Origin of the sequence: Leptolyngbya sp. AN10 (genome assembly GCF_050565645.1) — a bacterium.
Classification (GTDB): Bacteria; Cyanobacteriota; Cyanobacteriia; order Leptolyngbyales; family Leptolyngbyaceae; genus Leptolyngbya.
In genome coordinates, this window is sequence record NZ_JBNXVP010000032.1 from 19313 (window position 1) to 42953 (window position 23641).

Genomic DNA, 23641 nt, shown 5'->3' on the forward strand with positions numbered 1-23641 from the left:
CAAGCGCCATGTTCAACGTTCCTCGGTCACTCCAAAATCACTCAGATGCTCTTGCTGCAATCATTTGCGCTATTCTTGTTTTACTCAGCGCAGTTGCATTACATCTCAATTGGCTTGGATTAGCATTGTTGCTATTACCGATCGCTTATGTGATTGGCGGATTTGAGAGTGCCCGTGAAGGGTTGACAACGCTCTGGCAAGAGAAAGAACTTGATGTTGACTTGCTGATGATTGTGGCGGCACTGGGTGCAGCAGGATTAGGACTCTGGCGGCAAGAGTATTTTCTCATCATTGATGGAGCCGTTTTGATTCTGATTTTTGCAATCAGTGGAGCATTAGAAGGGTATGCAATGCAACGGACGGAACGGAGCATTCGCAGTTTGATGAGCCTGACCCCAGATACCGCTTCAGTCATTCGTCAAGGACAAGAAAAGCAAATTGCGATCGCACACCTGCAAGTCGGGGATGAGATTATTGTCAGACCGGGAGAACTGATTCCAACCGATGGTGTGATTGTAGAAGGCTACAGCACGATTAACCAAGCTGCGATTACAGGGGAATCGTTGCCTGTTGAAAAAACAATCCATGATGAAGTTTTTGCAGGCACGTTGAACGGTGCAGGTGCTTTGAGACTGAAGTTAGTTCAACCGCCTGAAAGCAGTCTGATTCAGCGCATTGTTCGATTAGTTGAACAGGCTCAAACCGAAGCGCCTCCCTCACAGCAATTCATTGAGCGATTTGAAAAACAATATGCAAAAGTGATTGTAGGACTGGGTTTAGTGCTTGCGATCGCGCCTCCCTTTCTTTTTAACTGGAGTTGGGAAACAACCATCTATCGTGCGCTGATCTTTCTAGTGGTTGCGTCTCCTTGTGCATTGATGGCAGCGATCATGCCGACCTTGCTATCGGGAATTGCAAACGGCGCTCGACAAGGGATTTTATTTAAGAATGGAGGACAACTAGAGAAAATCGGACGAGTGAGCGCGATCGCATTTGATAAAACTGGAACGCTCACGACGGGTGAACTACAAGTCGTTAAAGTGGCAGCAATGGAAGGTTGCTCCAGTGATGAAGTATTAGAACTTGCTGCGACTCTAGAAGCATATTCAGAACATCCCATTGGAGTCGCGATCGTTGAGGCAGCAAAGCAGCAAAGCACGACTCAGCACATCAAGAACATTCAGGCTGAACCTGGTCAAGGCATTATTGGACAGGTCAGCGGTCAAACGGTTCGAGTTGGGAATCTGAAGTTTATTGAGCAAGCGATTTCCAAACGGAGCGATCGCTTGATTCAAGAAAGCTTACAGGTTCAAAAGGATGGAAATATGATCGTTTACGTTGCCGCAGAAAATCGAATGATCGGATGGATTGCGATCGCGGACACCATCCGTCCGGAGGCTTTAAACGCGATCGCACAACTTAAGAGATTAGGAATTCAATCCATTGTGATGCTCACTGGAGATAACTTTTCGACTGCAAATCGGATTGCTCAAACTCTTGGGATTGATCAAGTCTATGCAGAATTACTTCCAGAAAATAAACTTCAGATCATTCGCCAGCTTCAAGAAAGCAATCAATCGGTTGCAATGGTAGGCGATGGCATTAATGACGCGCCTGCTCTGGCTCAAGCGACGGTTGGAATTGCAATGGGCATTGCTGGAAGTGATGTCGCTTTAGAAACCGCAGACATCATTTTGATGAGCGATCGACTGAGTAAATTAGTCACTGCAATTCAGCTTGGTCGGCGATCCCACAACGTCATTAGACAAAACATCATCTTCGCTTTGAGTTGTATTGTACTACTGCTAATTACGAATTTTGGTGGCGAGATATCCCTTCCACTTGGGGTGATCGGACATGAAGGCTCTACAGTACTGGTCATTTTAAGCGGACTACGTTTACTGAAGCCCTAAAAAGCAGCGTGTCAAACTTGAGAAAATGCTACTTGACTAAACTTAGAAGTCAAAAGGTTGCAGAGAACAGAGAGAATCATTATCCTCAAGAGGAAAGATTTGTTTGACCAAAATCATGTCTCAGACGCTACCTCGTCTTACGTTGATTTCGTCGGCTTCTCCGTTGGGTGATTTACCGAGTGCGATCGCACAAGTCACTCAGCAGTATGGCACCCTGTTTGAGGTTGTTCCGCTGTTGCTGCATCAGTTGGATCGGGTTGAGGATGGACTCGAAACAATTCAGCGATCGAAAGCTGTATTGTTTGATTTGCGGGGCAATCCTGAAAGTGCGATCGCATTAATTCAACGGGCACTGATCGAAACTCAAGGTGAGGAGATTGCCTTTATTCCCGTATTTGGCGGCGGTCCGAGCGTGATGGCAATGACGCGGATGAAGGCGTTTGCACTCTCCAATATGCCGTCAAGCGGGACTGACTATCGGCAAATGAAGCAGTCTACCAGGTCGATGGTAGAAAAACTGCCACCTGAAGCTCAGTATCATGCGCGAAACTGGTCGAAGTGCGTTAGCTATTGGACAAATTCGGGGGTTGAGAATCTGGCGAATCTGCTAAAGTTCGTCGCGGCTGAATACGCTGATGTTCCAATTCAGGCAGATGAACCGATCGTATATCCAGACTTCGGCTTTTTAGATCTCAACACTCATCAGCGTTACTCGTCGTATCTAGAGTACGTTGCAGATCATCCACTTGATCCAAACTGTCCCACAGTTGCCGTTCTGTTTTACAGTGGCACGAGTATGACCTTTAATCTACAAGGCGGGGCAGAACTGTTTGCAGAACTCTCAGAGTCAGCAAATGTACTACCTTTCTTCGCGGATGGCATCAAAACAGCAGAAGCATTAGAACAGCATTTCTTTAACAATGGAGTTCCGATTTGTGACGCGATCGTATCTCTTTTATGGTTCCGATTAGATGGCGGACCCTTGGGTGGAGATGCAGAACACACGATCGCATTATTAAAAGCATTGGATGTTCCGTACTATGTTGCGGTCACTTCTAACAATCGCGAGATTGCAGTTTGGGAGCAGACTGCTGAAGGATTACCGCCTGTTGAAACGCTCTCGACTGTTGCTTTTCCAGAATTGGATGGTGCGATCGATCCGGTGATTATCTATGGCTTAAATGATCAAGGAGCCGCAACACCGATTCCGGGACGTGGGAAACGATTGGCGCAGCGAATTTTGAAGCGGATTGCATTGAGACGAAAGACAAACATAGAGAAGAAAATTGCGATCGTCATTTTTAACTATCCACCGAGCGAAGGTACTTTAGGAACTGCTTCATTTTTAGATGTATTTGCTTCAGTGGAACACCTTCTTGATCAATTGCAGCAGGCAGGTTACTCAGTTACGCCTCCAGAAGTGGGAACATTGAAAGATTTGTTTCTCGATCGAGGTTTGCTACACAATGGCGATTTTACTTCGGTTCATTTGACTGCTAACCATGCGATTCGAGTACCGTTAGAACAATATTTGCAGTGGTACGATCGCTTACCCGATTCGATTCAGAAGCAAACTGAGTCGGTGTTTGGTTCGCCACCTGGGGATCTAATGAGCGATCGCAATGATCTTCTGATTGCAGGAATTGAGTTCGGCAATGTTGTTGTTGCGATTCAACCGTCGCGGGGTGTGCATGAAGATCCAAGTAAGTTACATCATGACGATAGTTTACCTGCACATCATCAGTACATTGGATTCTACCGATGGTTAGAAGAAGGCTGGAATGCAGATGCTGTCGTTCATGTGGGAACGCATGGAACATTCGAGTTTTTGCCTGGAAAACAAGTTGCATTAGATGAAGGTTCTGCGCCTGACGCTTTGTTAGGGAATCTGCCGAATAGCTATATCTATCATGTAGTGAATGTTTCTGAAGGGACGATCGCGAAACGTCGTAGCTATGCTCAATTAGTCAGCTATGCGTCTCCGACCTTTGTTCCTGCTGGACTTTATGAGCATTTGACCCAACTCGAAGATTTGCTTGATGAATATGAGGATCAGAAAACGAAAAGTCTACCAAGAGCGATCGCGATTCTCCGCCAGATCATTCAAGTGTGTGATGCAAATGATGTTCTATTGTTGCTCACGGATGAATTAAAGCAGAACATCGAAGACTTATCTCTCTATGAAACTGCCTTAGAAACGCTGCATATTGATTTATTTGAGCTTAAGCGTGTTGCGATTCCGATCGGATTACATACCTTTGGACATCGATTGCAAGATGAGGCATTGATTGACTATCTAACTTTGGTTGCTCGATACGATCGTGCTGAAACGCCATCTTTACCAAGATTACTCGCTCAACAATACGGCTGGAACTATGATCAATTACTTGATTCTGCGGATTCTAAAGTGATTGAGCTAGGTGAGAAAAGTCGATCGCTGATTGCAGAGTTCTTACTAGGTGAAACCGTTCAAGAACCATTACAACCTACTTTTAATTATTTAGACGCGATCGCAAAACAAATCGCGGCGACTGATGAAGTGCGATCGCTGCTTGATGCTCTAGAAGGTAAATACATCGAACCCGGATTAGGTGGCGATCCGGTACGAACTCCGCACACTTATCCAACTGGGCGGAATACTTATCAGTTTGATCCGACTAAATTACCAACTGATAGCGCTTACGATCGAGGCGCACAAATCGCAGAAGAAACGCTATCTCGATACTATGCAGAACATGGAACTTACCCAGATGCAGTTGGTGTGATTCTGTGGGGATTTGAAACTTGTAAAACTTATGGAGAAACGATCGGGCAAATCTTGCGTTATATCGGTGTAAAGGTCGATCGTGGACAAGGCTATTTTATGCGTCCGGTTGTGATTCCGATTTCAGAATTGAATCGTCCTCGCGTTGATGTTACCGTTAACATCTGTGGTTTCTTTCGTGATTTGTTTCCAAATCTCGTTCGATTAATCGATTTGGCATTTCAAATGGTCGCTCAACTGGATGAGCCATTAGAACAAAATGCAGTTCGACGGCATACTTTAGCTGTGAGCGAACAGCTTGATTTTCGATTAGCTTCGGCGCGATTATTTGGTCCGCCTCCGGGTGAATATGGCAACCGCCTGAGTACGATGATTGAAACGGCGGCTTGGGAGAGCGAATCAGATTTGGGAGAAATGTACATCGATCGTACTCAGTATCTCTATGGCGATCGCTTAACTGGAACCGAATCCCGACAGGCTTTTACTGCTGCATTAGGGCGGACTAAATTTATTACTCAAGTGCGCGATTCTCACGAATTTGAAGTTACTGATATCGATCACTACTACGAATTCTTTGGTGGAATGGCACAAGCGGCGACTTTAATTAGCGGCGATCGACCTGAAGTTTTAATCGCAGATACAACGAAAGAACGAATCCAAGTCAAAACAATCACCGAAGCTGTTCGTCAAGGTGTGACCAGTCGATTGTTTAATCCAAAGTGGATTGATGGAATGTTGAATCATGCCCATCAAGGGGGACAAGCGATCGCCGATCGAGTCGAATATTTACTCGGCTTAGATGCGACTACGCGGAGTGTAGGAACTGCTACTTGGAGTCGAGTCGCTGAACGGTTTGTATTCGATGCAGAAATGAGAGAGCGAATGCTAGAAAATAATCGATATGCAGAAGCGGAAATCATTCGGAAGCTAGGTGAAGCAGATCATCGTGGATACTGGGACGCAAACGAAACACAACGCGAACAATTACAGCAAATTTATTGTGACATTGAAACTCAAATTGAATTAGGCTTGAAAGCAGAAACAACAGTGAGGTAAATCAAATGGCAGCAGAATTTAAACACGTGATGCTAATGGTGAAAGATGTGATGGCAAGCGTCAAGTTTTACAGTGAAGGATTAGGAATTCCGGTCAAAATGGCAAGTCCGGGATGGGCAGAACTTGATGCTAATGGAACCACGATCGCGTTTCATGCCGCAGAAAGTGTGAGCAACGTCGGAGATTCGCCGATTCTCAGTTTTCATGTTGAAGATGTGATGAGTGCGATCGCAACTTTAGAAGAGATGGGCGCAAAACTAGAAGGACGAGTCAGAGAACCTGCTTTCGGAAAAGTCGCGGCGGTGCGAACTCCTGACGGTCACTTATTAAGCCTACTGCAACCCGCGATGCAACCGACCGGGGCATCAATGGCACATTAGAGAGTAATAATTCTCGCATTCAGCCGATCTGCAACCTGTGGATCGTGACTGGTGACAATCACTGCGCCGCCTGCTTGGGTAAATTGTTTCAGTAGTTCCAGCATCAAACTGAGAGATGCCGCATCTTGTCCAACGGTGATTTCATCGAGTAGACAAATCTTGGGACGACGAGCAAGAACTGCTCCCAAAGTCAGGCGGCGTTTTTGTCCTTGAGAGAGCGATCGAGGATGTTGTTCTGCCTGTGCTTGTAAATTCAACTGCTCTAACATCTCTAACTTATCTTGAACTTCTTGCTTGACTGATTCTGCAAATAGCTGATGATTCGGATTTTGCAGCACAAAGCCGACTGAACGAGCAACATCGGCAATTCGACGCGGTTGAGGTTTTCCTAAAAGCCCGATCGTGCCTGTCGTCGGTTTAAGAAGTCCGCTAATCAGCTTTAACAGTGTTGTTTTACCACAGCCATTTTCACCTTGGAGTAAGATTGTTTCTCCAGCGTGAAGCGTCAGATTAGGGAATGGAGGATAGCCACCCCAACTTAGATTTCGGCACTGTAAAACAATCTGATTAGATTGAGATAAAGGCGCTTCAAAGCTTGTCTGAGTCGTTAATTGCTCTTGCTGTAGATGAAAGGTTTGAGTTGCGATCGATTGCACTAAATCTAGTCGGTGTTCGATTAAGACGATTGCTTGTCTTTGTGTCGATCGCGCTTTCAATAGTTCAATTAGGAAGAATGCACTGGCGCGATCGAGATAGGCAAACGGTTCATCCATGATCAGAATCGGCTGCTCCATTGCCAAAATACAAGCAATGACTAATCTCTGTTTTTGTCCGGCTGAAAGCTGCCCGATTGCCCAGTTTCGTTGTTGAGTCAGCCCAAATTCATTCAACGCAGTATCAATTAAGTTCGGAATTTGATCAGGCGGTAGGTTGAGATTTTCTAAACCAAAAGCAATTTCATCACTCACACGATCGGTAAAAATTTGTGTTTCAACATTCTGAAGCAGAAAACCGAGATAGCGCGATCGGGTTTTAATGTCCCATTGCAAAATGGACTGATTTTGATAAAGAATATTGCCGCTTAAAGTCCCGGCGGAATAGTTCGGTACGATGCCCGCTAAACAATTGAGCAATGTACTTTTACCGCTCCCCGTCGCACCTGTGATCAGAACAATGTCACCCAACGAAACTGATAGATTGATTCCCTGTAAAGCAGGCTCGGTCTGTCCTGCGTAGGTGAAGGATAAGTTCTCGATTTTCAGTTCGTTCATAGTTCTAGATGAGCGACGATGCCGAAAACTAACAGTGCTGCGATCGTAAACACTGTATCTTGAGCTTGCCAAGTTAGCGGTTTACTAATTGTTCTAGGTGCATCTGGATCATAGCCTCTGGTTTCGAGTCCGATCGTCACTTCATCGGCATAGCTGACAATCCGAAAGACCAACGGCACAAACAAACTAGAGAACCAGAGATGCGGCTGTCGGCTTAAATCAACGCCTCGTAGTTGATTTGCTTCGAGAATGCGCTGGGATTCTTGTTGGATCACAGGCAAAAATCGCCAAGTTAACATTAAGCTTAATACAAGAAATGAAGGTAATTTGATCGCTTGCAAGGCTCGAACGAGATCAGTCGGAGAAGTCGTAAAAGCAAATACGGGAGCCGGAAGTAAAAGCGCTAACAATCTAAGTGCATAGAACAAAGCAAGCTGCCAGTTTGCTAAAGTCCAAGTTCCGAAAGCAACAAATCCAATGAATGCGATCGCACTAATGACCGCGTTTTTCGCTTGAATCCGAATCGAAGTTAGAAATAGAATCAGTAAAACAATCACGAGAAATGCGATCGCGTCCAACGTTTTCAGCGATAGAGCAACGGTTACGATCGCTAAACTGATTCCGATCTTTAACAATGGATTGATGCTAAACAGGAACTTAAACATTAAGCTTTCCAGCCCGTTGTAGTTGCGTGACGATTTTTTCGCCCATCCACCACCCGATCGCGCCTGCCACACCAGAAAGCAGCGTCATTGGAATCAGAATCCAAGCTTGTGCAATCCAGGCAGCAAAGACTTCTCCAGCGGTATAAGCTCCCACGATCGCACCCGAAACCGTTGCCGTTGCGAAAAACACTGCATTTCCAATCAATCGATCTAAGCGATTTCGATACCCGCCTCGAAACCACATCACTGCCTCTGTAATCAGCAATGCAGCCACTAAGAAAGCAGTAATAATCCAAGAAATCCGGCTTAATAAAAGTGCTAATGTTCCAATCATCAAAGCAACACTACCGCGACGTTGCAATCTCGCCATTCCCAATGTCAGAAAAATTCCGGCGAACGGTGCCCAGACGATCGTGCGAATTCCTGGTAGTGGAATCGATAGCGTTAATGGAACTGTGATCACAGATGCGATCGCAATTCCGATCGTCATAAATGCTGCGAACACATAATCTCTCAGTTGCCAGCGTGACATTGTGACCTCCTAAAAATCTGCTCGAATTCCTGCTAACACTCGGATTCCGGGAGCCGCGATGTTTACTGTAGGAAACACATAGTCGGCATTGAATAAATTCTCGATCGTTAAAGTGAGTTCAGTCGATCGCGTAGCACGATAGCCAATCTGAAAATCGAATACAGTTGCGGCTGGACTGCCCTCGCCTTCGACATTGTTTGCTAGTAGAACGGTTCCTTGTCCCCCATAGATCCGAGACTGTAAGAAACTATTAAATCGTCCGTTATCATATCGCAACCGAACTAGCGCTGTGAACGGAAACACTTCAAGCTGTGACAATCTTGCTCCGGATGTGTCTCGACCGGAAACATAAGTTAGATTGCCATCAAGAAACCAGCCGCGTGTAAACTGATAGCTTGCCGAAAATTCCACGCCCTGCAAAATTACATTTTTGTTTGCAGTTTCCAGGGTGGCAAATCCTGCTGTTGTTTGCCGAGGAACGATCGGGTTAAACCCAAGAAAATCAGAAATGTTGTTGTAAAAATAGCCTAAACGGGCTGATACATCTCGCGTTTGATATTCAAAGCCGATATCGAAGTTATTGGCGCGTTCTGGATTTAGATCTGGATTGGCTACGATCGCGCCTCGTGTTGGTGCAAAGAAAGATCCATCTGCGTTACTACCAAACAATAACTGTAGCGTGGGTGGACGAAATCCCTGAGCAAAGTTAGCTCTCAATGCAAGCGCATCTGTCAATCGATAGATACTTCCAACATTGAACGTAACCGCACTATCGTTACGTTCTTGATTGTTATCTGCTTCAGAATCAAACGCATCAAATCGTAAGCCTGCTGCCAAGGTTAGGTTCGGAATCACTGTGTAAGCTGACTGCACAAACACACCGTTAAACGTGCGAGTTCCTAAAACGCCGCGCTGATTGTTCAACAGATCAAACGACGAACCTCGATCGCGGCTAAAGTCATAGCCATACGTTAAGATAGCATCTCCGATCGAACTATTTGCCTGAGCCGAAAACCCAAACGTCTCGGTTAATCCACGGCTCGAACTTGCTCCCGGAATTTGAATTGCTGGAACAACGATCGGCGGCAAAAATGGACCTCGACCAATCGTTCGACCTGGAATTGTTAACAGGTTGTTTAAGTCGGTCTGATCCTCAAACCGTTGATAGTATCCTCGAACTGCAAAGCTTGTTCCTCCCGGTACACCTTCATTGATATAAGCTAATGAATAGCGATCGCGATTTTGATAGGCATTCTGAGCGCTGGTAATCTGAAACGGACTTTCTGGCGGAGTCGCAAATCCAGCTAAATCGACATCATATTGACTGGTACGATCGAGCCGCAATTCTAATCGATCCAATCGACTCAGATCAATCCGTCCACTTGCATAGCCGCTGGTTGACTGATAGCTAGTTCCCAACGGAATTAAGTTACCTTTTCCATCTCGCGCATCGCCTGCGGTGCTAAACGATCCACCGACAATAATATTTGGAGCTTGAACTTCTAAGTTTGTGGTGAGTTCTGCGGCTCCACCCCCAAACAATTGAGTCCGGACTCGAAACGGGCGATCGGGTCTAGGAGTTGTCGTAATCACATTCACTACGCCACCAAACGCATCGGCTCCGTAAATCGAAGAGGCAGGACCTTTCAGCACTTCAATCCGCTCAACCCGGAACGGATCGATCGTGCTAAAGTTCGGACCAAATTGACGATTTGGCAATCGCTCCCCATCAACTAACAATCCAATTCGCTCTCCAGTTAGTCCCCGAATATTCAGCGATCCGGTCAACAATCCCAGGCGATTTACCGTGATCCCTGGAACCGTTTGCAGATTATCGACAATCGATCGCGCTAAAGGACGTTCGCGTTGAAGTTCGGCTTCGGTTTTGACCTCCACAGCAGCGGGAGTTTGCGATCGCAAGGTAGGGCGGCGATTTCCCACTACAACCACTTCTTCCTCGTCTTCTTCTGCAACTAAAGTCGGAACACTTACCACGATCGCCTGATTCTGCTGCGACACTTCAACCGTCGGCGCTGTAATCGTCCCGGTAATTTCAATTCTCAATCGTGTGGCATCGATCGGTGAAACGATAATTGATGCAATTCCTGCTCCTGGATTGTCCTGACGAAAGGGTGTTCCACTTTTCAGTTGAGCATTGAGAACCTCAAACGTGACTGTGTTTCCAGTAATTGTTGGCGCTGTTGTCGAAACACCCGTACCAGGTTCCAGACGAATTGCCAGCCCAGTGCTTGTAGAATTGACTTGAACCTCGATCGCGCTTGTCGTTTGAGCGATCACAGGACTCGCACCAATAGCAGCGCAGACAACAAAAGCCGTGGCTAGTTGACTAGATAAATATTGATAGTGTCGCATCATTCCTCACACAAATCCGATCGCTGAATTCAGCAGCTTAAGCGAAATTATCCGGGTACTACAATAATCAGACTCTATCCTAGAATGAAGTCCACTTTTGATTAGATTGAATTGCTCCCAATCACTTTATCAACATAAAAAGGAATTTTGCTATGCCCACCGAGGGGATAACTTTAGGAACCGATGTGTACTGTTTGACTCAACAAATACAACGGACAAATCTGTAATTCCACAGGTGTATCCAAAATTATCACTGCGGTTGCGGTAATTGCGATCGCGAAATTACTGCCTGTTCGTTCAGATGCTTAAAAATCCGAAACTAGCCCAATTCGATAAGTCAAGCCCGGTTGATAGATGCGATTGACTCTTTCGTAACTACGATCGGCAAGATTTTCGAGGAACACGGTAAGACCTAATCCACGAGTGACCGGAATCCGTAAACCTAGATCAAAACTAATCCAAGACGGTGAAAATTCACGAGAACTATCGCCTGCAAGCGTAAATAAAGCGCGTCGTGCACCGCTGAAGTAGCTGGCAAATAAATTGACTTCCCAGCCGTTTGAGGCGTAACCGATGCCAAATCTCGCCACCGAAAACGGAATTGTACTCAACTGCAATCCTCGTTCTGTACCACTGCCGATCCTGGCATCGGTGTAAGTGTAGTTCACGAAGGTTGACCATTGAGGAGCAATCTGCCAGCGTAACGCGGCTTCAATGCCATTGGTATTCACTAATCCAATGTTTGCCCATTGTCCGGACTGAACAGCAATACGATCGTTTAATCGACTGCCAAAGTAAGTAAACTGTGCAGCAAAGCTCTTGGAAAGTTGCACATCAAAGCCAGCCGTCCAAGATGATCCGGTTTCAGGTTTAAGATCAGGATTCGGTAGCCAATTATGAACCGTATCAAAAGCGTAAAGTTGATCCAGCCCCGGATTGCGATGAACAGATACCCAACTTCCTCGTAGTGCAAGATTCGGTGAAAGTGCCCAACGCGCTCCCACACTCGGATTAAGATAACTCCCAAATTCGCTGGTGAAGTTCTGGCGTAAACCAAATTCTGCTTGAAAGTTATTTGTAACTTGCCAAGTATTTAAGGCAAATAAGGCAGCTTGAAAGCGATCGCGATCGAACTCACCGTTAAATCGAGCTAGTCGAGGCAGTGTACTAAATGCTTCTCCGGTCAGCAGCGAATTTTGTAAGTCAACCCCCCAACGTAGATTGTTTGTTTTGCTCGTCTGCCAATTATGTTCGACTCTGGCATTCAAGCCGCGAGAATTGAGAATTCCTCGACGAAAGAACGTTGCTTGTGTCGGTCCATAGGTGCTGAAATAATCTTGATTAAATGAAAGCGTTGTATTGAGGGTTGAGTCTTGTCCACCGCCTAACAGTGCTTTCCAGGTCAATCCTAAATTCACCGTATCGTGATCTAAGCGATCGCGCTGCAATGGAAACCCAAAGTACAACAATCCGCGCCGACTCGTGACGGTTGAGACATCGAAACTGAGCGAATTACGATCGTTAAGATCTAAGCTCAGACTGCCATAATAGTTATCTTGCGTCGAATCGCCATTGAACAATCGCCCATCTGGTCCTCGATTCGCGGCTCCGATTGGAACACGGTAATCATTGTCTGCTCTGAATCGCTGATAGCTAAACAGATAATCAACCGCTCCAAGCGAACCAGAGTAACTGCCTCGATAGTTCGAGGTACTAAATGATCCTAATTGAGCAAAGCCATTAAACTGCGGTAAGCCACTCCCTTTCTTGGTGACGACATTCACGACACCGCCAATTGCTTCAGAGCCATAAAGTGTCGCAGCGGTTCCGCTCGATAGTTCTACTCGATCGATCGCGCCTGTAGGAATGGAATTTAAATCAGTTCCACCATGATAAGTACTGACGTTTGAGCCGAACGCTCTACCATTAAGCAGGAATACCGATTGATTGATCGAAGCGCCTCGATAAAACGTTCCCGTGTGAATATCTGCACCAAAGCCAGCATCATTAATGGCAAACCCAGGCAAACCTCGAAGAATTTCGGCTAAACTATCTGCACTCTCGCGCCGAATTTCATTGGCATCGATCGTATAAACCGGAGTCGAGGTTGGCTTCTGAAGCTTTCCGACTCCAATAATTTCTTCCTCTTCTTCCTCTGGAGTTAAGGGCGGATTCAAGTCTTGTTCTGCAAGTTCTAGACTATTGCGCTCGATCGACCGCTCAGATTGAAGCAGTCGGGCATCAGTTAGAGGTGCTTGAAAGTCTCGAAGATTAGAGGGTGTCAATTTTTGCTGCGAGATTGCACTACCCAGTGAAGTACTTTCAGAGTGAGTGATATCCGAAGAAGTTGATTGAATGAAAGATTTCTGTGCTGGCGCTTCCACACCATAGCTTAACCCAGTTACTAAACAGATCGATGCTGCGCTAGAGATAAACGCAACGCCAAAAAAAGGAAATTTCATCAGTTTCGTGCTTCTACTGCTTTCTAGGCTTGCAGCCTAAACGCTTTCATACAATTGTTTGTATAAAGGTTTAGCAGGTTCACTGTCAAAAGACGAAGCGTCGTAGTTCTACAATTTGTCGAACTTAAGATTGCAACAGCACGAAACGACAAAGCAGCAGAATCGTCACCGTATCCAAAATAGAACAATTCTGCCAATTGAAGCAGTTTATCTAAACGCTGACTTACTTTTTCTTGGTCGCGATCGCCATTTTCACACCCTCAATTTTCCGAATTTCATCCATCACGGCAACAATCTCACCATGCTGCACTTTCTCATCTGCATTGATGACGACGACTGCTTGCTGGTTTGCTTGAACTAAAGTTCTCACTCCGATTTCTAGTTCAGACAGTTGCACAGGTTGTTTATTAAGCGCGATCGCACCATTCGGCTGTACACTCACTGCAATTCTCGTCTGCTGCTGAGTCTTTGCAGTCGCCGCACGCGGAAGATTGACAGGCAATCCTTCTGAGCGTGTTAGAAACAGCGTCGAAACAATGAAAAAAGTCAGCAATGCAAACACCACATCGATCATCGGCACAATGTTAATCGTGGGCGGTGCATCATTCTCTTCAGGAAATAGCATAGGAATTTGACCCAAAACAATTAAGAATGTAATCGAGATAGATGATGGTCTTCGTAACGGCGGCTATAAATTAGTTCAAATCGATTCGCGTATTCTTGGATCAAAGCAGTTTGACGAGTGAAAAAGCCGCGAAAGATACTAACAGCAAACAGATTGAAGATTGCTACGACCAAGCCTGAAGCGGTTGAAACCAATGCTTCACTAATCCCACCCGTGACTCCTGCCGTCTGACTACCCCCCACGTTCCCAATGTTGAGCGAGGCGAATGAGACAATCAATCCAGTTACCGTTCCCAGCAAGCCGAATAAAGGAGACAAACCTACAATCATGTCAAAGACATTCGTAAACCGCTTCATTCCTGGCGTTTCTGCTTGTGCTTCAGCCTGCATTGCTAACCGAAACTGTTCGGGTGTAGGTCGATCGAGCGACAAGGCTGATAGCAAAATTCGTGCCGCAGGCAGATCAATGTTCTTTTTCAGAAGCGCGATCGCTTCTGTAATATTGTTTTCTTGATACAACATCAAAACCCGCTGCATCAGTTTGGGTTGGCGTTTGATAATTCGACTCCAAAATCGCGATCGCTCAATGATCAGACCGATGGCTGCAACAGAAAACAGCAGCAATGGGATCATCACAATCCCGCCCGCTTTGAGAAGGTCGATCGCACTATTCATTACAGCTACTCCAGCTTGCTTCTGTATCCTTGAAAACAAAATGACAGCTTCTTGTGTTAAGGCGACAAGAAGACAGATTCAAGCAGCGTAGATCTAATGCAAATTACTGTCAAGTATTTTTCAGGTTTTCTCAGTATTAGAACGATGAATTCGTCGCAAACTGTCGCAAACTATTGTGTTGAAAGTAATTACTGATGTAAATTCGCCGCAATATTTTTAACCTGATTAGTGGTTGACAGATACTCGATCGACCATTAGCGTAATATAAGAAAATCGTCTGATGCAATTCATTATCAATAAATTATGAGTTCCGTTCCAGAAGTTGTTGAACAACGCAAAAAGGAAGATGCAAAGCTGAAGCGATTTTTACCCTTTAGCTTTACAGGCGCGATCGCGCTACATCTGATCCTCATTCCTTTGTTCCTACTCTGGAAGCCAGCAACACCGCCGACTGTTGCCGAAGACGAAATCGAAATTATTGCAGAAGATCAACCCGACGAACCGCCCCCTGAGACTGAATCGGCAACCGCTCAAGATGCAGGCGGCAGCGGTGGCGGCAGCGAACAGTTTTCGCTATTTAATCCCAATCCTGGTGCTCCTCCTCCACCGGATACGGTCGCGATCGCACAAGTTCCAGAACCCGCGATCGAACCCACTCCAATTCCAGAGCCGGAGATCGCTGAACAGATTCCACCGACCCCTGCTCCCACGCCTTCTCCGACACCGACTCCCACGCCTTCTCCGACCCCTGCTCCCACGCCTTCTCCGACACCGACTCCCACTCCTAACCCTACGCCTTCACCGAATCCTACGCCTTCACCGAGTCCATCTGCCACACCCACCACGCAAGCGAGTCCACAACCCGGACAGAACAATCCTGCAAATAGCCCGATAGCATCTCAGCCAAATCAAGCGAGTGGAACTAGCACCGGAACCGGAAATGGAACTGGAAACGGTTCTGGCAACGGAACTGGCAATGGGATCGGGAATCGTGGAACCGGAAATGGAATCGGTAACGGAACTGGCAATGGAACCGGGAATAGTACAGGCTCCGGGCAGCAAGCAAAGCCGAGTTCATCTCCTCAACCTGTTGCCGTTCGTGAAGCTCCACCGCGTGAATCTTCAGATCAACCTGCTCAATCGCGCCGCAATCGCCCAAAATGCAAAGAAAACTGCGGCTTAGATCGGTATTTTGGTGCAGAAGGTTCAGCACGAGTTGCTTTTGATGTCGATAAAGACGGTAACGTAACGAATGTGCGAGTGCTAGAATCGAGCGGAAATGCTGAAATCGATCGACAAGCAGAAGAAGCCATTCGGCGACGCAAATATAGCCCTTCAGACAGCGGATTCCAGGGGCGCAGCATTAAAGTCACATCCGAGCAAGAAGGCTCGGACTTCCAGCGTCGAAATGCAGAACGTCGTCGCCAAGAAGAAAGTGAACGCGCCGCACGAGAAGCCGAACGCGCCGCACAAGAACGTTTGGAGCAAGAACGGATTCAACGTGAAGCCCAACAGCAAAAGCCGCCTGAATCTGCAACTCAGCCGAGTCCATCCCCTCAAAGTTCGCCATCGACCCCTGCTACACCGATTGCACCATCGCCGGAACCTGCTGCACCGTCGCCGGAACCTGCTGCGCCACCTCCAGAACCTGCTCCTGCTCCAGAAGCTCCCCCACCAGCAGAACCTGCGCCTGAACCCGTTGCCCCTGCTCCAGAAGCTCCCCCACCCGAACCTGCGCCCGAACCTGTTGCTCCTCCCCCTGCGCCCGAACCTGTCGCACCTCCGCCAGAACCTGCCCCTGCTGAAGCTCCTCCTGCTACGCCCTAGTCTGCCGCAACCCTTGATTTCAGCGGAGGTCAAAGTACAGTCACTTGGCTTGTGCTGCCAGCAGTATTGATATAAATTCCATTGTTACTCTAAACTTCCTTGAAACATTATTCTGTCTCCAACTCACGATCGCTGTTTCTCTCTATCGGACTTGCGATCGCGCTCCTTGCCACCCTGATTCTTGCTCTGTCTAAAGGTTCGGTGTCACTGAGTTTAGTAGAAGTCTGGCAAGCTTTACTGAGGCAAGGTAATACGACTCATCAAACAATCATTTGGGATTTAAGAATTCCTCGAATTGTTGCGGGGATGCTAGTCGGGGCATCTTTGGGGCTTTCTGGTGCAATGCTCCAAGGAATGCTGCGAAACAGTCTGGCAGATTCCTTTGTGTTAGGGATTTCTTCAGGTGCAGGACTGGTTGCAGTGGTTCTGATTACGATCGTACAAGTTCAATCTTTAGTGCCGATTGGGGCATGGATCGGCGCATTAACTGCTGCGGCTACGGTTTTTGCTTTGGGGTATCAGGGTGGAAGAATCGTGAGTGAACGGCTGATTTTAGGGGGGATTGCGATCGGGACATTATTTGGCTCGGCTCAAACCATGATGATTCTATTTGCAGAGGAGGGAAGAATTCAGGGTGTTTTGAACTGGCTGATCGGCAGTTTGAATGGACGAGGTTGGACTGATATCAATCTTGTTGCTCCTTATATTGTGGTTGCGCTGATTGTCGGTTGTTTGCTGGGTAAGACGATCAATCTACTCAATCTGGGGAATGAAATGGCAGCCAGTCTGGGGGTGTCATTAGTGCGATCGAGAATTCTCATTGGGGCATCTGCCAGTCTACTTGCTGCAAGTGCGGTGAGTATTTCAGGATTAATTGGATTTGTTGGATTAGTTGTGCCGCATGGCGTTCGATTAGTGGTTGGCAATGACTATCGTTGGGTGTTGCCATTAAGTGCGATCGCGGGTGCGTTGGTTCTGACTTTGACGGATTGGATCTGTCGATTGGGTGCGATCGAGTTTCCGGTAGGAGCCATGACTGCATTGCTCGGATCGCCTTTGTTTATCTGGTTGCTTTATCGTCGTCGTCGAGGAGATTCATAATGCAGATGCCTCTTTTAGAAGCGCAAAGCTTGACAGGCGGTTATGTCGAGCGAGCGATCGTGCATGATATCTATCTCTCATTGCTGACCGGAGAGTGGCTGAGTTTAGTCGGTGCAAATGGTTCAGGGAAATCAACATTGCTTCGCTTGCTCAGTCGAATTTTGACTCCAAAACAGGGTGCAGTTCTACTTGATGGAAAAGCAATCCATCAGCAACCGCCGCGAATTGTTGCCCAAAAGCTATCCCTTCTCCCGCAACAGCAAACAATTCCAGAGGGATTAACGGTAGAACAATTAGTTGCATTGGGACGCGCTCCGCATCAAACTTGGTGGCAATGGGAATTGAGTGCTTTAGATCAGCAGAAAGTGAAAACTGCGATCGCACAAACTCAACTTCAGGATTTTACCAGTCGTTCCGTCGAAGAACTATCAGGCGGAGAACGTCAACGGGCATTCTTAGCATTGGCACTTGCTCAAGAACCGAAAGTTTTGCTACTGGATGAGCCAACAACTTATTTAGATGTTCATTATCAACTGGAGCTATTAGAACTCCTTCTTAAGCTCAATCAAAATCATCAGCTTACAATTATCACAGTGCTGCATGAATTGAATTTAGCAGCGCGATATAGCGATCGAATTGCTCTGCTCAAAGATGGATGCCTAAATGCGATCGGACAACCGAATGAAGTGCTAACCGTCGATCGATTAGCTGAAGTCTTTGGCATCCATGCTGCGATCCTAGAGACTCCTGTTGGACTACAAATTTGCCCCTTATATTCTCTATCATCGGAGGATCGTTTGCTTTAGTTTGGTACAGGCTTGCTCGATCGCGCTAATGCTTCCGGGATTGACTAAGCCAAAGTAATCCATTGTGTGAACTTGATTGTTTTGTACTGCTTGAAGTTGGCTCCAGAACGATTGCGATTTGAGTTGATTGATTTCGCCTTCGCTTGTATCAATCAAAATGATCCTCTCTGGATTAATTTGAAGTAGCTTTTCGGGTGAAAGCGTGACATAGCCGCTAAATTCAGAAGACCCTTGGAAATCTGCCACCACATTTTTTGCTGAGAACTGATTTAACAAGTCTCCAGCCCAGCTTGTTTTATTAGGTGAGAGAATTGGCTTTCCATTCGCAACAATCAGAACTGACGGAGATGAAGCAGCTTGAGGCTGCAAAAAAGCTTGATAGGACTGAATTAAGGGATCAGGATTTGCATTGAGCGCAGTCGCGATCGTGCGAGTAAGTTCTTCGAGCGATCGCCAACTATTCACCTCAGTTGTTAGCGTTTGAATGCCTGACTCTTTTAGCTTTGCGAGTACCTGATCATGAAATCCTTTTGCACCAATGACTAGATCTGGCTTCAGGGACACAATCTTTTCTAAGTTGGGTGGAGTACGTCCTTCGCTGACTCGTGGAAGTTTAGCAAGATCAGGATTCTGACTCACAAGCCGACTGCCAGAAATTCCAATTAACTTCGTCTTATCCAGTCGATTTACAATGTCTGCGGATAGAGAGGTCAGCGCAACGACTTTAGCAGCAGGCTTGATGTCTGGTTGAGTTTGAGAGGTTGGAGCTTGATTTGTAGATTGCTGAACAGTCGGCATTTGGCAGGAAGCCAGCAATAGGATGAGGATGAATGGAGTGAGTTTCATAAGATTAGAATCGATAAGTAAGACCTGCGCGGACACTTGTACCGGGTTGAGCGAAGCGATCGAGATCTCTCGGAGCCGCAGCATTGATCAAGGTGCGAACATCCTGATATTCAAAGTACTCAGTGTTAAAGAGATTGAATACGCCAATGTTAAAGCTGATCATCGGCGTAATATTGTAAAACCCGATTAGATCAAACACAGTGTAAGCCGATGGTGTAAATGATCCAGCAGGGCGATTTTCGCTTAATCTGGGTTGCGCCACAAAGCTTCCAATCAAATCTGCACCCCATCGATTTTCTGGCGCACGATAGCGCAATCCTACAACCGCTTTGAAGGGTTCTACACTATCGAGCGGTTCATTTGTGGTTAGATTGTCTCCAACTGTCCAGCCTAAACTAGCAAGTAAGCTGAGTCCATGAGGTTTCGAGCTAAATCGGTACTGTCCGCTAAGTTCAACGCCGTAAATTCTTGCTTTTGCTACATTGCGAGACTGAAATAGTGAGACGGGCAAGCCAGGAACGATCGTAAAACTCTGCCCTACATTTGCTAATCGCTCAATAAAGTTGTCATAGCTGTTGTAAAAGCCTGTCAAGCTAAAGTTAAACTGCGAAAATCCGCCGCGTAACCCTAGCTCAAATCCGTCACTGGTTTCCGGTTCCAAGTCAGGATTTGAAAGCGTTTTATAGCGAAATGTTGGGCTAGTCAGATTAGTAAATCCAGCATTGATCTCACTGTAGAGTGGGGCACGAAAACCACGCGCATATCGACCGACGATCGCGAGTTCTGGAGTCGTCTGCCACACAAATCCGAGACTGGGCGAAACCGCAGAAGAAGTAAAATCCGCAGCAACCGCACCAGGATTTCGGGCATAGATAGCATCTGGACTTGTCTCTAAGCGATAAGAGTCAAATCGTAATCCTGGAATGAGTGTAAAGGTTTTACCAAATTCAATTTCGTTTTGAATGTATGCGCCAAATCGCAATGTATCTGAATCTGGAAAGTCCTTGACTGGAAAGTTATCTGCGCCAATGACATTTGTGCTAGTAAAAACATTTCCAGCAGCATTAAATCTTTGTTCAAGTCCGTCGCGAGTTCTTTCGTTTCGAGTTGTAGAAACATCAATTCCATAAGTCAATCGATTCGTAACGTTGCCCAGATTGAAGTTACTTTGAAGTTGAACACCGCCCCCAAAAATACGATCGACAAATGAATTATTCAAGTTTCGCAATCGTCGTCGATCGACTCCTGAACCCGTCCGTACAAAGTCTTGAGTGCGTTCTTCTTCGACCTTGGCGTTTTGATAGTAAAGCTGTAATTTCGCGCCACTCAAGAAGCTACGACTGTTCGGATCATCATAGTTGTAGGACAAGCTAAAGCGCGATCGCGAAGTGGTGTAATCGATCGTCTCATCCTGTCCGCGAAAGCCCATCGGACCAATCAAATCTCGAACGGTTAAAGGACTGACATCAAAGTCATCAAAGTTCAGAAATCGCTCTGCGGTAAAGTCAAGGCTACTCGTTTGATTCAAACGATAAACGAACTTACCCAGATAGTTATTTCGCCCAACTCCGCGATCGTCCACAAAGTCATTGTTTCCTGGAACAGTTGCTTCTTGAGCATCGCGGCGAGTGTAGCTGAGTAAAAATTCTAAGTCTCCAATGCGATTCGCAGTCACCCCATTAAACACAAAACCGCGATCGGCACTATCAAAGCTTGTCGATAAAACTGATAAAGAGTCCCGTTTACCAAAGCGATTGAGCAAATCTGAAGGCTCGATCGTTCTAAAAGTAACCACTCCTCCAAGTGCATCACTGCCATACAAAGCTGAAGCGTTTCCTCGAATGACTTCTGCGCTTTGCAAGGTTTCAATTTCAAAATAGTCTCGTCCGATCGAAGGAGTGCCAAACGTGAATTGATTGGGGGTGCGAATTCCATCGGTTTGAATCAGAACGCGATTGCCGCCCAGTCCACGAATTGTGATGTCCTGAATGCCATAGCGTCGATTGTTTCCTACACCTACATTTGGCTCATAGCGAAAGAGATCCCGCAAGTCTTGGACGAGATTTTCGTCAATCTCCTCGTCTGTAATCACGTTGACGGTTGAAGGCGAAAGTCTCACAGGTCTGGGAGTGCGTGTCCCGGTGACTGTAATTTCTTCTTCTTCGGGGTTTTCTAGCTCAGGCTCGATCGGTGTTTGAGACAGTTGTTTTGCTTCTGTGATGGGTCGATCAAACTCTGATAACAGTGTTAGAGTTTGTTGAGTATTTTTATCAGATAAATCGGGCTGCTGTATCTCTTCTGCGGCAATTGCAGGCAGGGCAAGCAGCATACTTAGAACGGGTACACTCAGCCAGATCCGCTTCAATTTCATGAGATTAACCGGGCTTTATTAACGACTTCAAGATCGATAGACAAGTCAATAGGGAGAGACAGAGCCGTGGTCAGCTTTGCTGTGCCAAAGGCATCGCAACCTTACTTTTCTGTCACCCTAAATGAGAAGATTTTCTATTAGCTAAGAATAGAATTAATTGCAAGTTCTTGTCAATAAATCGATCGATGATTATCCGCCGTTTTTTCTCTGTTGGTGAAGAGTGACGATCGCTGACTCGTTTTTGAAGTGCGATCGCGCTCAACTTTGCCCTTTTGGTGTGTTGACGAGATATTTTTCGAGGTCATCAAGGACAACATCTGTAGCAATAAAAGTTGCCCCATTCCACGCTAAAGCATCATCAATAAAAAATATTCGCCTCTGTTGTACGGCTTTTAGCTTCTTACTGAGAGGCTCGGTGATAGATTTCTCAAATGCTTTTTTGTCCTCTTCACTACTAGCCAGCACAAATATGATGTCACCATCTATCATATCTAGCTGTTCTGCTGAGGTGAAGTTAACGTAGCCACTTTCCGTTTCAACGTTCTGCGCTTGAGGACGTTTTAATCCTACGTCATGAACAATAGAGCCACAAAATGAGTTTTTCACCATAATCCAGAAACCCCACTGGCTGCTAAAACCAAAAATAGATATTTCTTTGTCTTGATAGCGATCGCCCAACGCAGCTTTCAACTGATCAACTCGCTGATAGTATTGCTTCCAAAGCTGTTTGGCTTTCTCTTCTGTGCCTAAAGCCTTGGCGACAAAATCGTGGATTTATATCTGCCTTTACACCAATTTCATACTGAGTGCCTCTACTAGGCTGAAAAGGAGTTCTGTCAAACGATGAGCCAATCGTTGGTTCAAAAGATTGAGCAAAATTAGCATAGAGCGAGATGGGCTGAATCGGTTGATAGACAATCCCCACACGCGGACTAAAAGCATTACCAGATTGAACGGGTGTAGGATCGCCAAAAGCTCCGGTTTGAGTAAATGTATCAAAGCGTCCTGATAGGAGCAGTTTTAGATTATCTGCCAAAGTAAGGCGATTTTGTAAAACAATACCCAACTCATTGGTAGCAATAAACTCTGTGAATACTGATCCGAAGGTTTCGCGAGGTTGCCCAAAAATTGGATTGAAAATATCAATCTGAAAGGCATCACCTTCTTCCGTTCTGGATTGGAAAGTGTTTCTGCCTAAATCTAATCCAAGAAGCACTTCATGTTTAATAGATCCAGTAGAAAACTCGCCAATGATATTTGTAGCTAGTCTGTATTCATAGAATTGGTCAGAAGAATCTCCAGGAGTTACAGGTACTGTACGATTATCAGCAGCTAGTGCGCCTGGGAACGTGAAAGGACCACCCGAACTATAGCTATCGAAGCGAAACTTAGCGTTGAATGACCAGTCTTCACTAAAACGGTGATCCAACGCAGTAGTAATTCTAAATTGAGTGATGTTTTCTACTCCTTCATTAACATTGCGATCGCGGGGGATTTGACCATTAGGATTCGGTAGAACTGTTCCGATTAAGGGTAAACCAAGAGGAACTCTATCACTGCTTAAATTCTTGTAAACGCTCTCTATACTGAGGTTTGTATTTTCTCCCAAAGCGGCAGTGATTACGGGAGCAATGACTAGGTTTCGTAAATTATTACCCTCCAGAAATGAACCTTGACTGCGATAGGAAGCATTCAGGCGATACAGCACCTTCTTTTCTGGATCAAGGGGACCCGATAGATCTATCTCACCACGATAGAAACTGTAACTTCCAAAGGTGGCTTCAGCAAAATAATAGGGATCGCGTAACGGCTGCTTGGTGACATAGTTCACCGTACCTCCGGTAGGGCTGATTCTCTAAAGGAAGTGAAATCTCTGTAGTCCTATAAGTTCGTTGAGCATCAAAATATCAGCAACAGAACAATACAGGTTCTAGAAGTTTTCTTCTACTAGAGAATCAACCCTACCCAAATTTGG

17 protein-coding genes are annotated in these 23641 nt (G+C 46.0%); 6 read left to right on the forward strand and 11 right to left on the reverse strand.

Features of this window, described 5'->3' with window-relative positions:
* The first annotated feature begins 8 nt into the window (after positions 1–8).
* The 3 genes from ACQ4M5_RS31155 (at position 9) to ACQ4M5_RS31165 (ending at position 6113) form a co-directional block, all read left to right on the forward strand.
* Complete coding sequence (locus ACQ4M5_RS31155; RefSeq protein WP_430679697.1) at positions 9–1913, forward strand: heavy metal translocating P-type ATPase; 1905 nt, start codon at positions 9–11, stop codon at positions 1911–1913.
* A gap of 115 nt (positions 1914–2028) precedes the next feature.
* Entirely contained in the window at positions 2029–5733 is a 3705-nt protein-coding gene (gene bchH / locus ACQ4M5_RS31160) for a magnesium chelatase subunit H (RefSeq protein WP_430679698.1), read from the forward strand.
* 5 nt (positions 5734–5738) lie between these two features.
* Complete coding sequence (locus ACQ4M5_RS31165; protein ID WP_430679699.1) at positions 5739–6113, forward strand: VOC family protein; 375 nt, start codon at positions 5739–5741, stop codon at positions 6111–6113.
* Here ACQ4M5_RS31165 and ACQ4M5_RS31170 read toward each other — a convergent pair.
* The 7 genes from ACQ4M5_RS31170 to ACQ4M5_RS31200 all read right to left on the reverse strand — a co-directional run bounded on the left by ACQ4M5_RS31170 (position 6110) and on the right by ACQ4M5_RS31200 (position 14715).
* Positions 6110–7384 carry an ABC transporter ATP-binding protein gene (locus ACQ4M5_RS31170; RefSeq protein ID WP_430679700.1) on the reverse strand — a complete coding sequence of 425 codons (1275 nt, stop codon included), beginning with the start codon at positions 7382–7384 and terminating at the stop codon, positions 6110–6112. The genes ACQ4M5_RS31165 and ACQ4M5_RS31170 overlap by 4 nt on opposite strands.
* Positions 7381–8049 carry an energy-coupling factor transporter transmembrane component T family protein gene (locus ACQ4M5_RS31175; protein WP_430679701.1) on the reverse strand — a complete coding sequence of 223 codons (669 nt, stop codon included), beginning with the start codon at positions 8047–8049 and terminating at the stop codon, positions 7381–7383. The genes ACQ4M5_RS31170 and ACQ4M5_RS31175 overlap by 4 nt, the downstream gene beginning before the upstream one ends.
* Positions 8042–8581 (reverse strand): hypothetical protein, encoded by a 540-nt coding sequence (locus ACQ4M5_RS31180; protein WP_430679702.1) that lies wholly within the window; start codon positions 8579–8581, stop codon positions 8042–8044. The genes ACQ4M5_RS31175 and ACQ4M5_RS31180 overlap by 8 nt, the downstream gene beginning before the upstream one ends.
* Positions 8582–8590: 9 nt before the next feature.
* Positions 8591–10957 carry a TonB-dependent receptor domain-containing protein gene (locus ACQ4M5_RS31185; protein ID WP_430679703.1) on the reverse strand — a complete coding sequence of 789 codons (2367 nt, stop codon included), beginning with the start codon at positions 10955–10957 and terminating at the stop codon, positions 8591–8593.
* Positions 10958–11259: 302 nt separating this feature from the next.
* Positions 11260–13416, reverse strand: coding sequence for a TonB-dependent receptor plug domain-containing protein (locus ACQ4M5_RS31190; RefSeq protein ID WP_430679704.1), 2157 nt, complete (start codon positions 13414–13416; stop codon positions 11260–11262).
* Between the two features lie 223 nt (positions 13417–13639).
* On the reverse strand, positions 13640–14041 hold the full coding sequence (locus ACQ4M5_RS31195) for an ExbD/TolR family protein (RefSeq protein ID WP_430679705.1): 402 nt from the start codon (positions 14039–14041) through the stop codon (positions 13640–13642).
* Positions 14042–14061: 20 nt separating this feature from the next.
* Positions 14062–14715: a MotA/TolQ/ExbB proton channel family protein gene (locus tag ACQ4M5_RS31200; protein WP_430679706.1), complete on the reverse strand. Its 654-nt coding sequence runs from the start codon at positions 14713–14715 to the stop codon at positions 14062–14064.
* Positions 14716–15018: 303 nt separating this feature from the next.
* On the opposite strand from ACQ4M5_RS31200, the gene ACQ4M5_RS31205 reads away from it, so the two are divergent.
* The 3 genes from ACQ4M5_RS31205 (at position 15019) to ACQ4M5_RS31215 (ending at position 18449) form a co-directional block, all read left to right on the forward strand.
* Positions 15019–16542, forward strand: a complete 1524-nt coding sequence (locus ACQ4M5_RS31205; RefSeq protein WP_430679707.1) for an energy transducer TonB — start codon at positions 15019–15021, stop codon at positions 16540–16542.
* A 99-nt stretch (positions 16543–16641) separates the two neighbouring features.
* A complete protein-coding gene (locus ACQ4M5_RS31210; RefSeq protein WP_430679708.1) occupies positions 16642–17643 on the forward strand; it encodes a FecCD family ABC transporter permease in 1002 nt (333 codons plus the stop codon).
* Positions 17643–18449 (forward strand): ABC transporter ATP-binding protein, encoded by an 807-nt coding sequence (locus ACQ4M5_RS31215; protein WP_430679709.1) that lies wholly within the window; start codon positions 17643–17645, stop codon positions 18447–18449. Before ACQ4M5_RS31210 ends, ACQ4M5_RS31215 begins: the two co-directional genes overlap by 1 nt.
* Here the strand turns inward: ACQ4M5_RS31215 and ACQ4M5_RS31220 are convergent.
* The 4 genes from ACQ4M5_RS31220 to ACQ4M5_RS31235 all read right to left on the reverse strand — a co-directional run bounded on the left by ACQ4M5_RS31220 (position 18426) and on the right by ACQ4M5_RS31235 (position 23497).
* A complete protein-coding gene (locus ACQ4M5_RS31220; protein WP_430679710.1) occupies positions 18426–19295 on the reverse strand; it encodes an ABC transporter substrate-binding protein in 870 nt (289 codons plus the stop codon). The genes ACQ4M5_RS31215 and ACQ4M5_RS31220 overlap by 24 nt on opposite strands.
* A 4-nt stretch (positions 19296–19299) precedes the next feature.
* Positions 19300–21666: a TonB-dependent hemoglobin/transferrin/lactoferrin family receptor gene (locus ACQ4M5_RS31225; RefSeq protein ID WP_430679711.1), complete on the reverse strand. Its 2367-nt coding sequence runs from the start codon at positions 21664–21666 to the stop codon at positions 19300–19302.
* A 258-nt stretch (positions 21667–21924) separates the two neighbouring features.
* Positions 21925–22440, reverse strand: coding sequence for an ABC transporter substrate-binding protein (locus ACQ4M5_RS31230; RefSeq protein ID WP_430679740.1), 516 nt, complete (start codon positions 22438–22440; stop codon positions 21925–21927).
* Positions 22361–23497, reverse strand: coding sequence for a TonB-dependent siderophore receptor (locus tag ACQ4M5_RS31235; RefSeq protein WP_430679712.1), 1137 nt, complete (start codon positions 23495–23497; stop codon positions 22361–22363). The genes ACQ4M5_RS31230 and ACQ4M5_RS31235 overlap by 80 nt, the downstream gene beginning before the upstream one ends.
* Positions 23498–23641: the final 144 nt, after the last annotated feature.

Coding starts and splice junctions, on each gene's coding strand:
- ACQ4M5_RS31200 (WP_430679706.1), bottom strand. CDS start 14,715: ATGAATAGTGCGATCGACCTTCTCAAAGCGGGCGGGATTGTGATGATC.
- ACQ4M5_RS31215 (WP_430679709.1), top strand. CDS start 17,643: ATGCAGATGCCTCTTTTAGAAGCGCAAAGCTTGACAGGCGGTTATGTC.
- ACQ4M5_RS31165 (WP_430679699.1), top strand. CDS start 5,739: ATGGCAGCAGAATTTAAACACGTGATGCTAATGGTGAAAGATGTGATG.
- ACQ4M5_RS31155 (WP_430679697.1), top strand. CDS start 9: ATGTTCAACGTTCCTCGGTCACTCCAAAATCACTCAGATGCTCTTGCT.
- ACQ4M5_RS31205 (WP_430679707.1), top strand. CDS start 15,019: ATGAGTTCCGTTCCAGAAGTTGTTGAACAACGCAAAAAGGAAGATGCA.
- ACQ4M5_RS31180 (WP_430679702.1), bottom strand. CDS start 8,581: ATGTCACGCTGGCAACTGAGAGATTATGTGTTCGCAGCATTTATGACG.
- ACQ4M5_RS31225 (WP_430679711.1), bottom strand. CDS start 21,666: ATGAAATTGAAGCGGATCTGGCTGAGTGTACCCGTTCTAAGTATGCTG.
- ACQ4M5_RS31190 (WP_430679704.1), bottom strand. CDS start 13,416: ATGAAATTTCCTTTTTTTGGCGTTGCGTTTATCTCTAGCGCAGCATCG.
- ACQ4M5_RS31195 (WP_430679705.1), bottom strand. CDS start 14,041: ATGCTATTTCCTGAAGAGAATGATGCACCGCCCACGATTAACATTGTG.
- ACQ4M5_RS31170 (WP_430679700.1), bottom strand. CDS start 7,384: ATGAACGAACTGAAAATCGAGAACTTATCCTTCACCTACGCAGGACAG.
- ACQ4M5_RS31175 (WP_430679701.1), bottom strand. CDS start 8,049: ATGTTTAAGTTCCTGTTTAGCATCAATCCATTGTTAAAGATCGGAATC.
- bchH (WP_430679698.1), top strand. CDS start 2,029: ATGTCTCAGACGCTACCTCGTCTTACGTTGATTTCGTCGGCTTCTCCG.
- ACQ4M5_RS31220 (WP_430679710.1), bottom strand. CDS start 19,295: ATGAAACTCACTCCATTCATCCTCATCCTATTGCTGGCTTCCTGCCAA.
- ACQ4M5_RS31185 (WP_430679703.1), bottom strand. CDS start 10,957: ATGATGCGACACTATCAATATTTATCTAGTCAACTAGCCACGGCTTTT.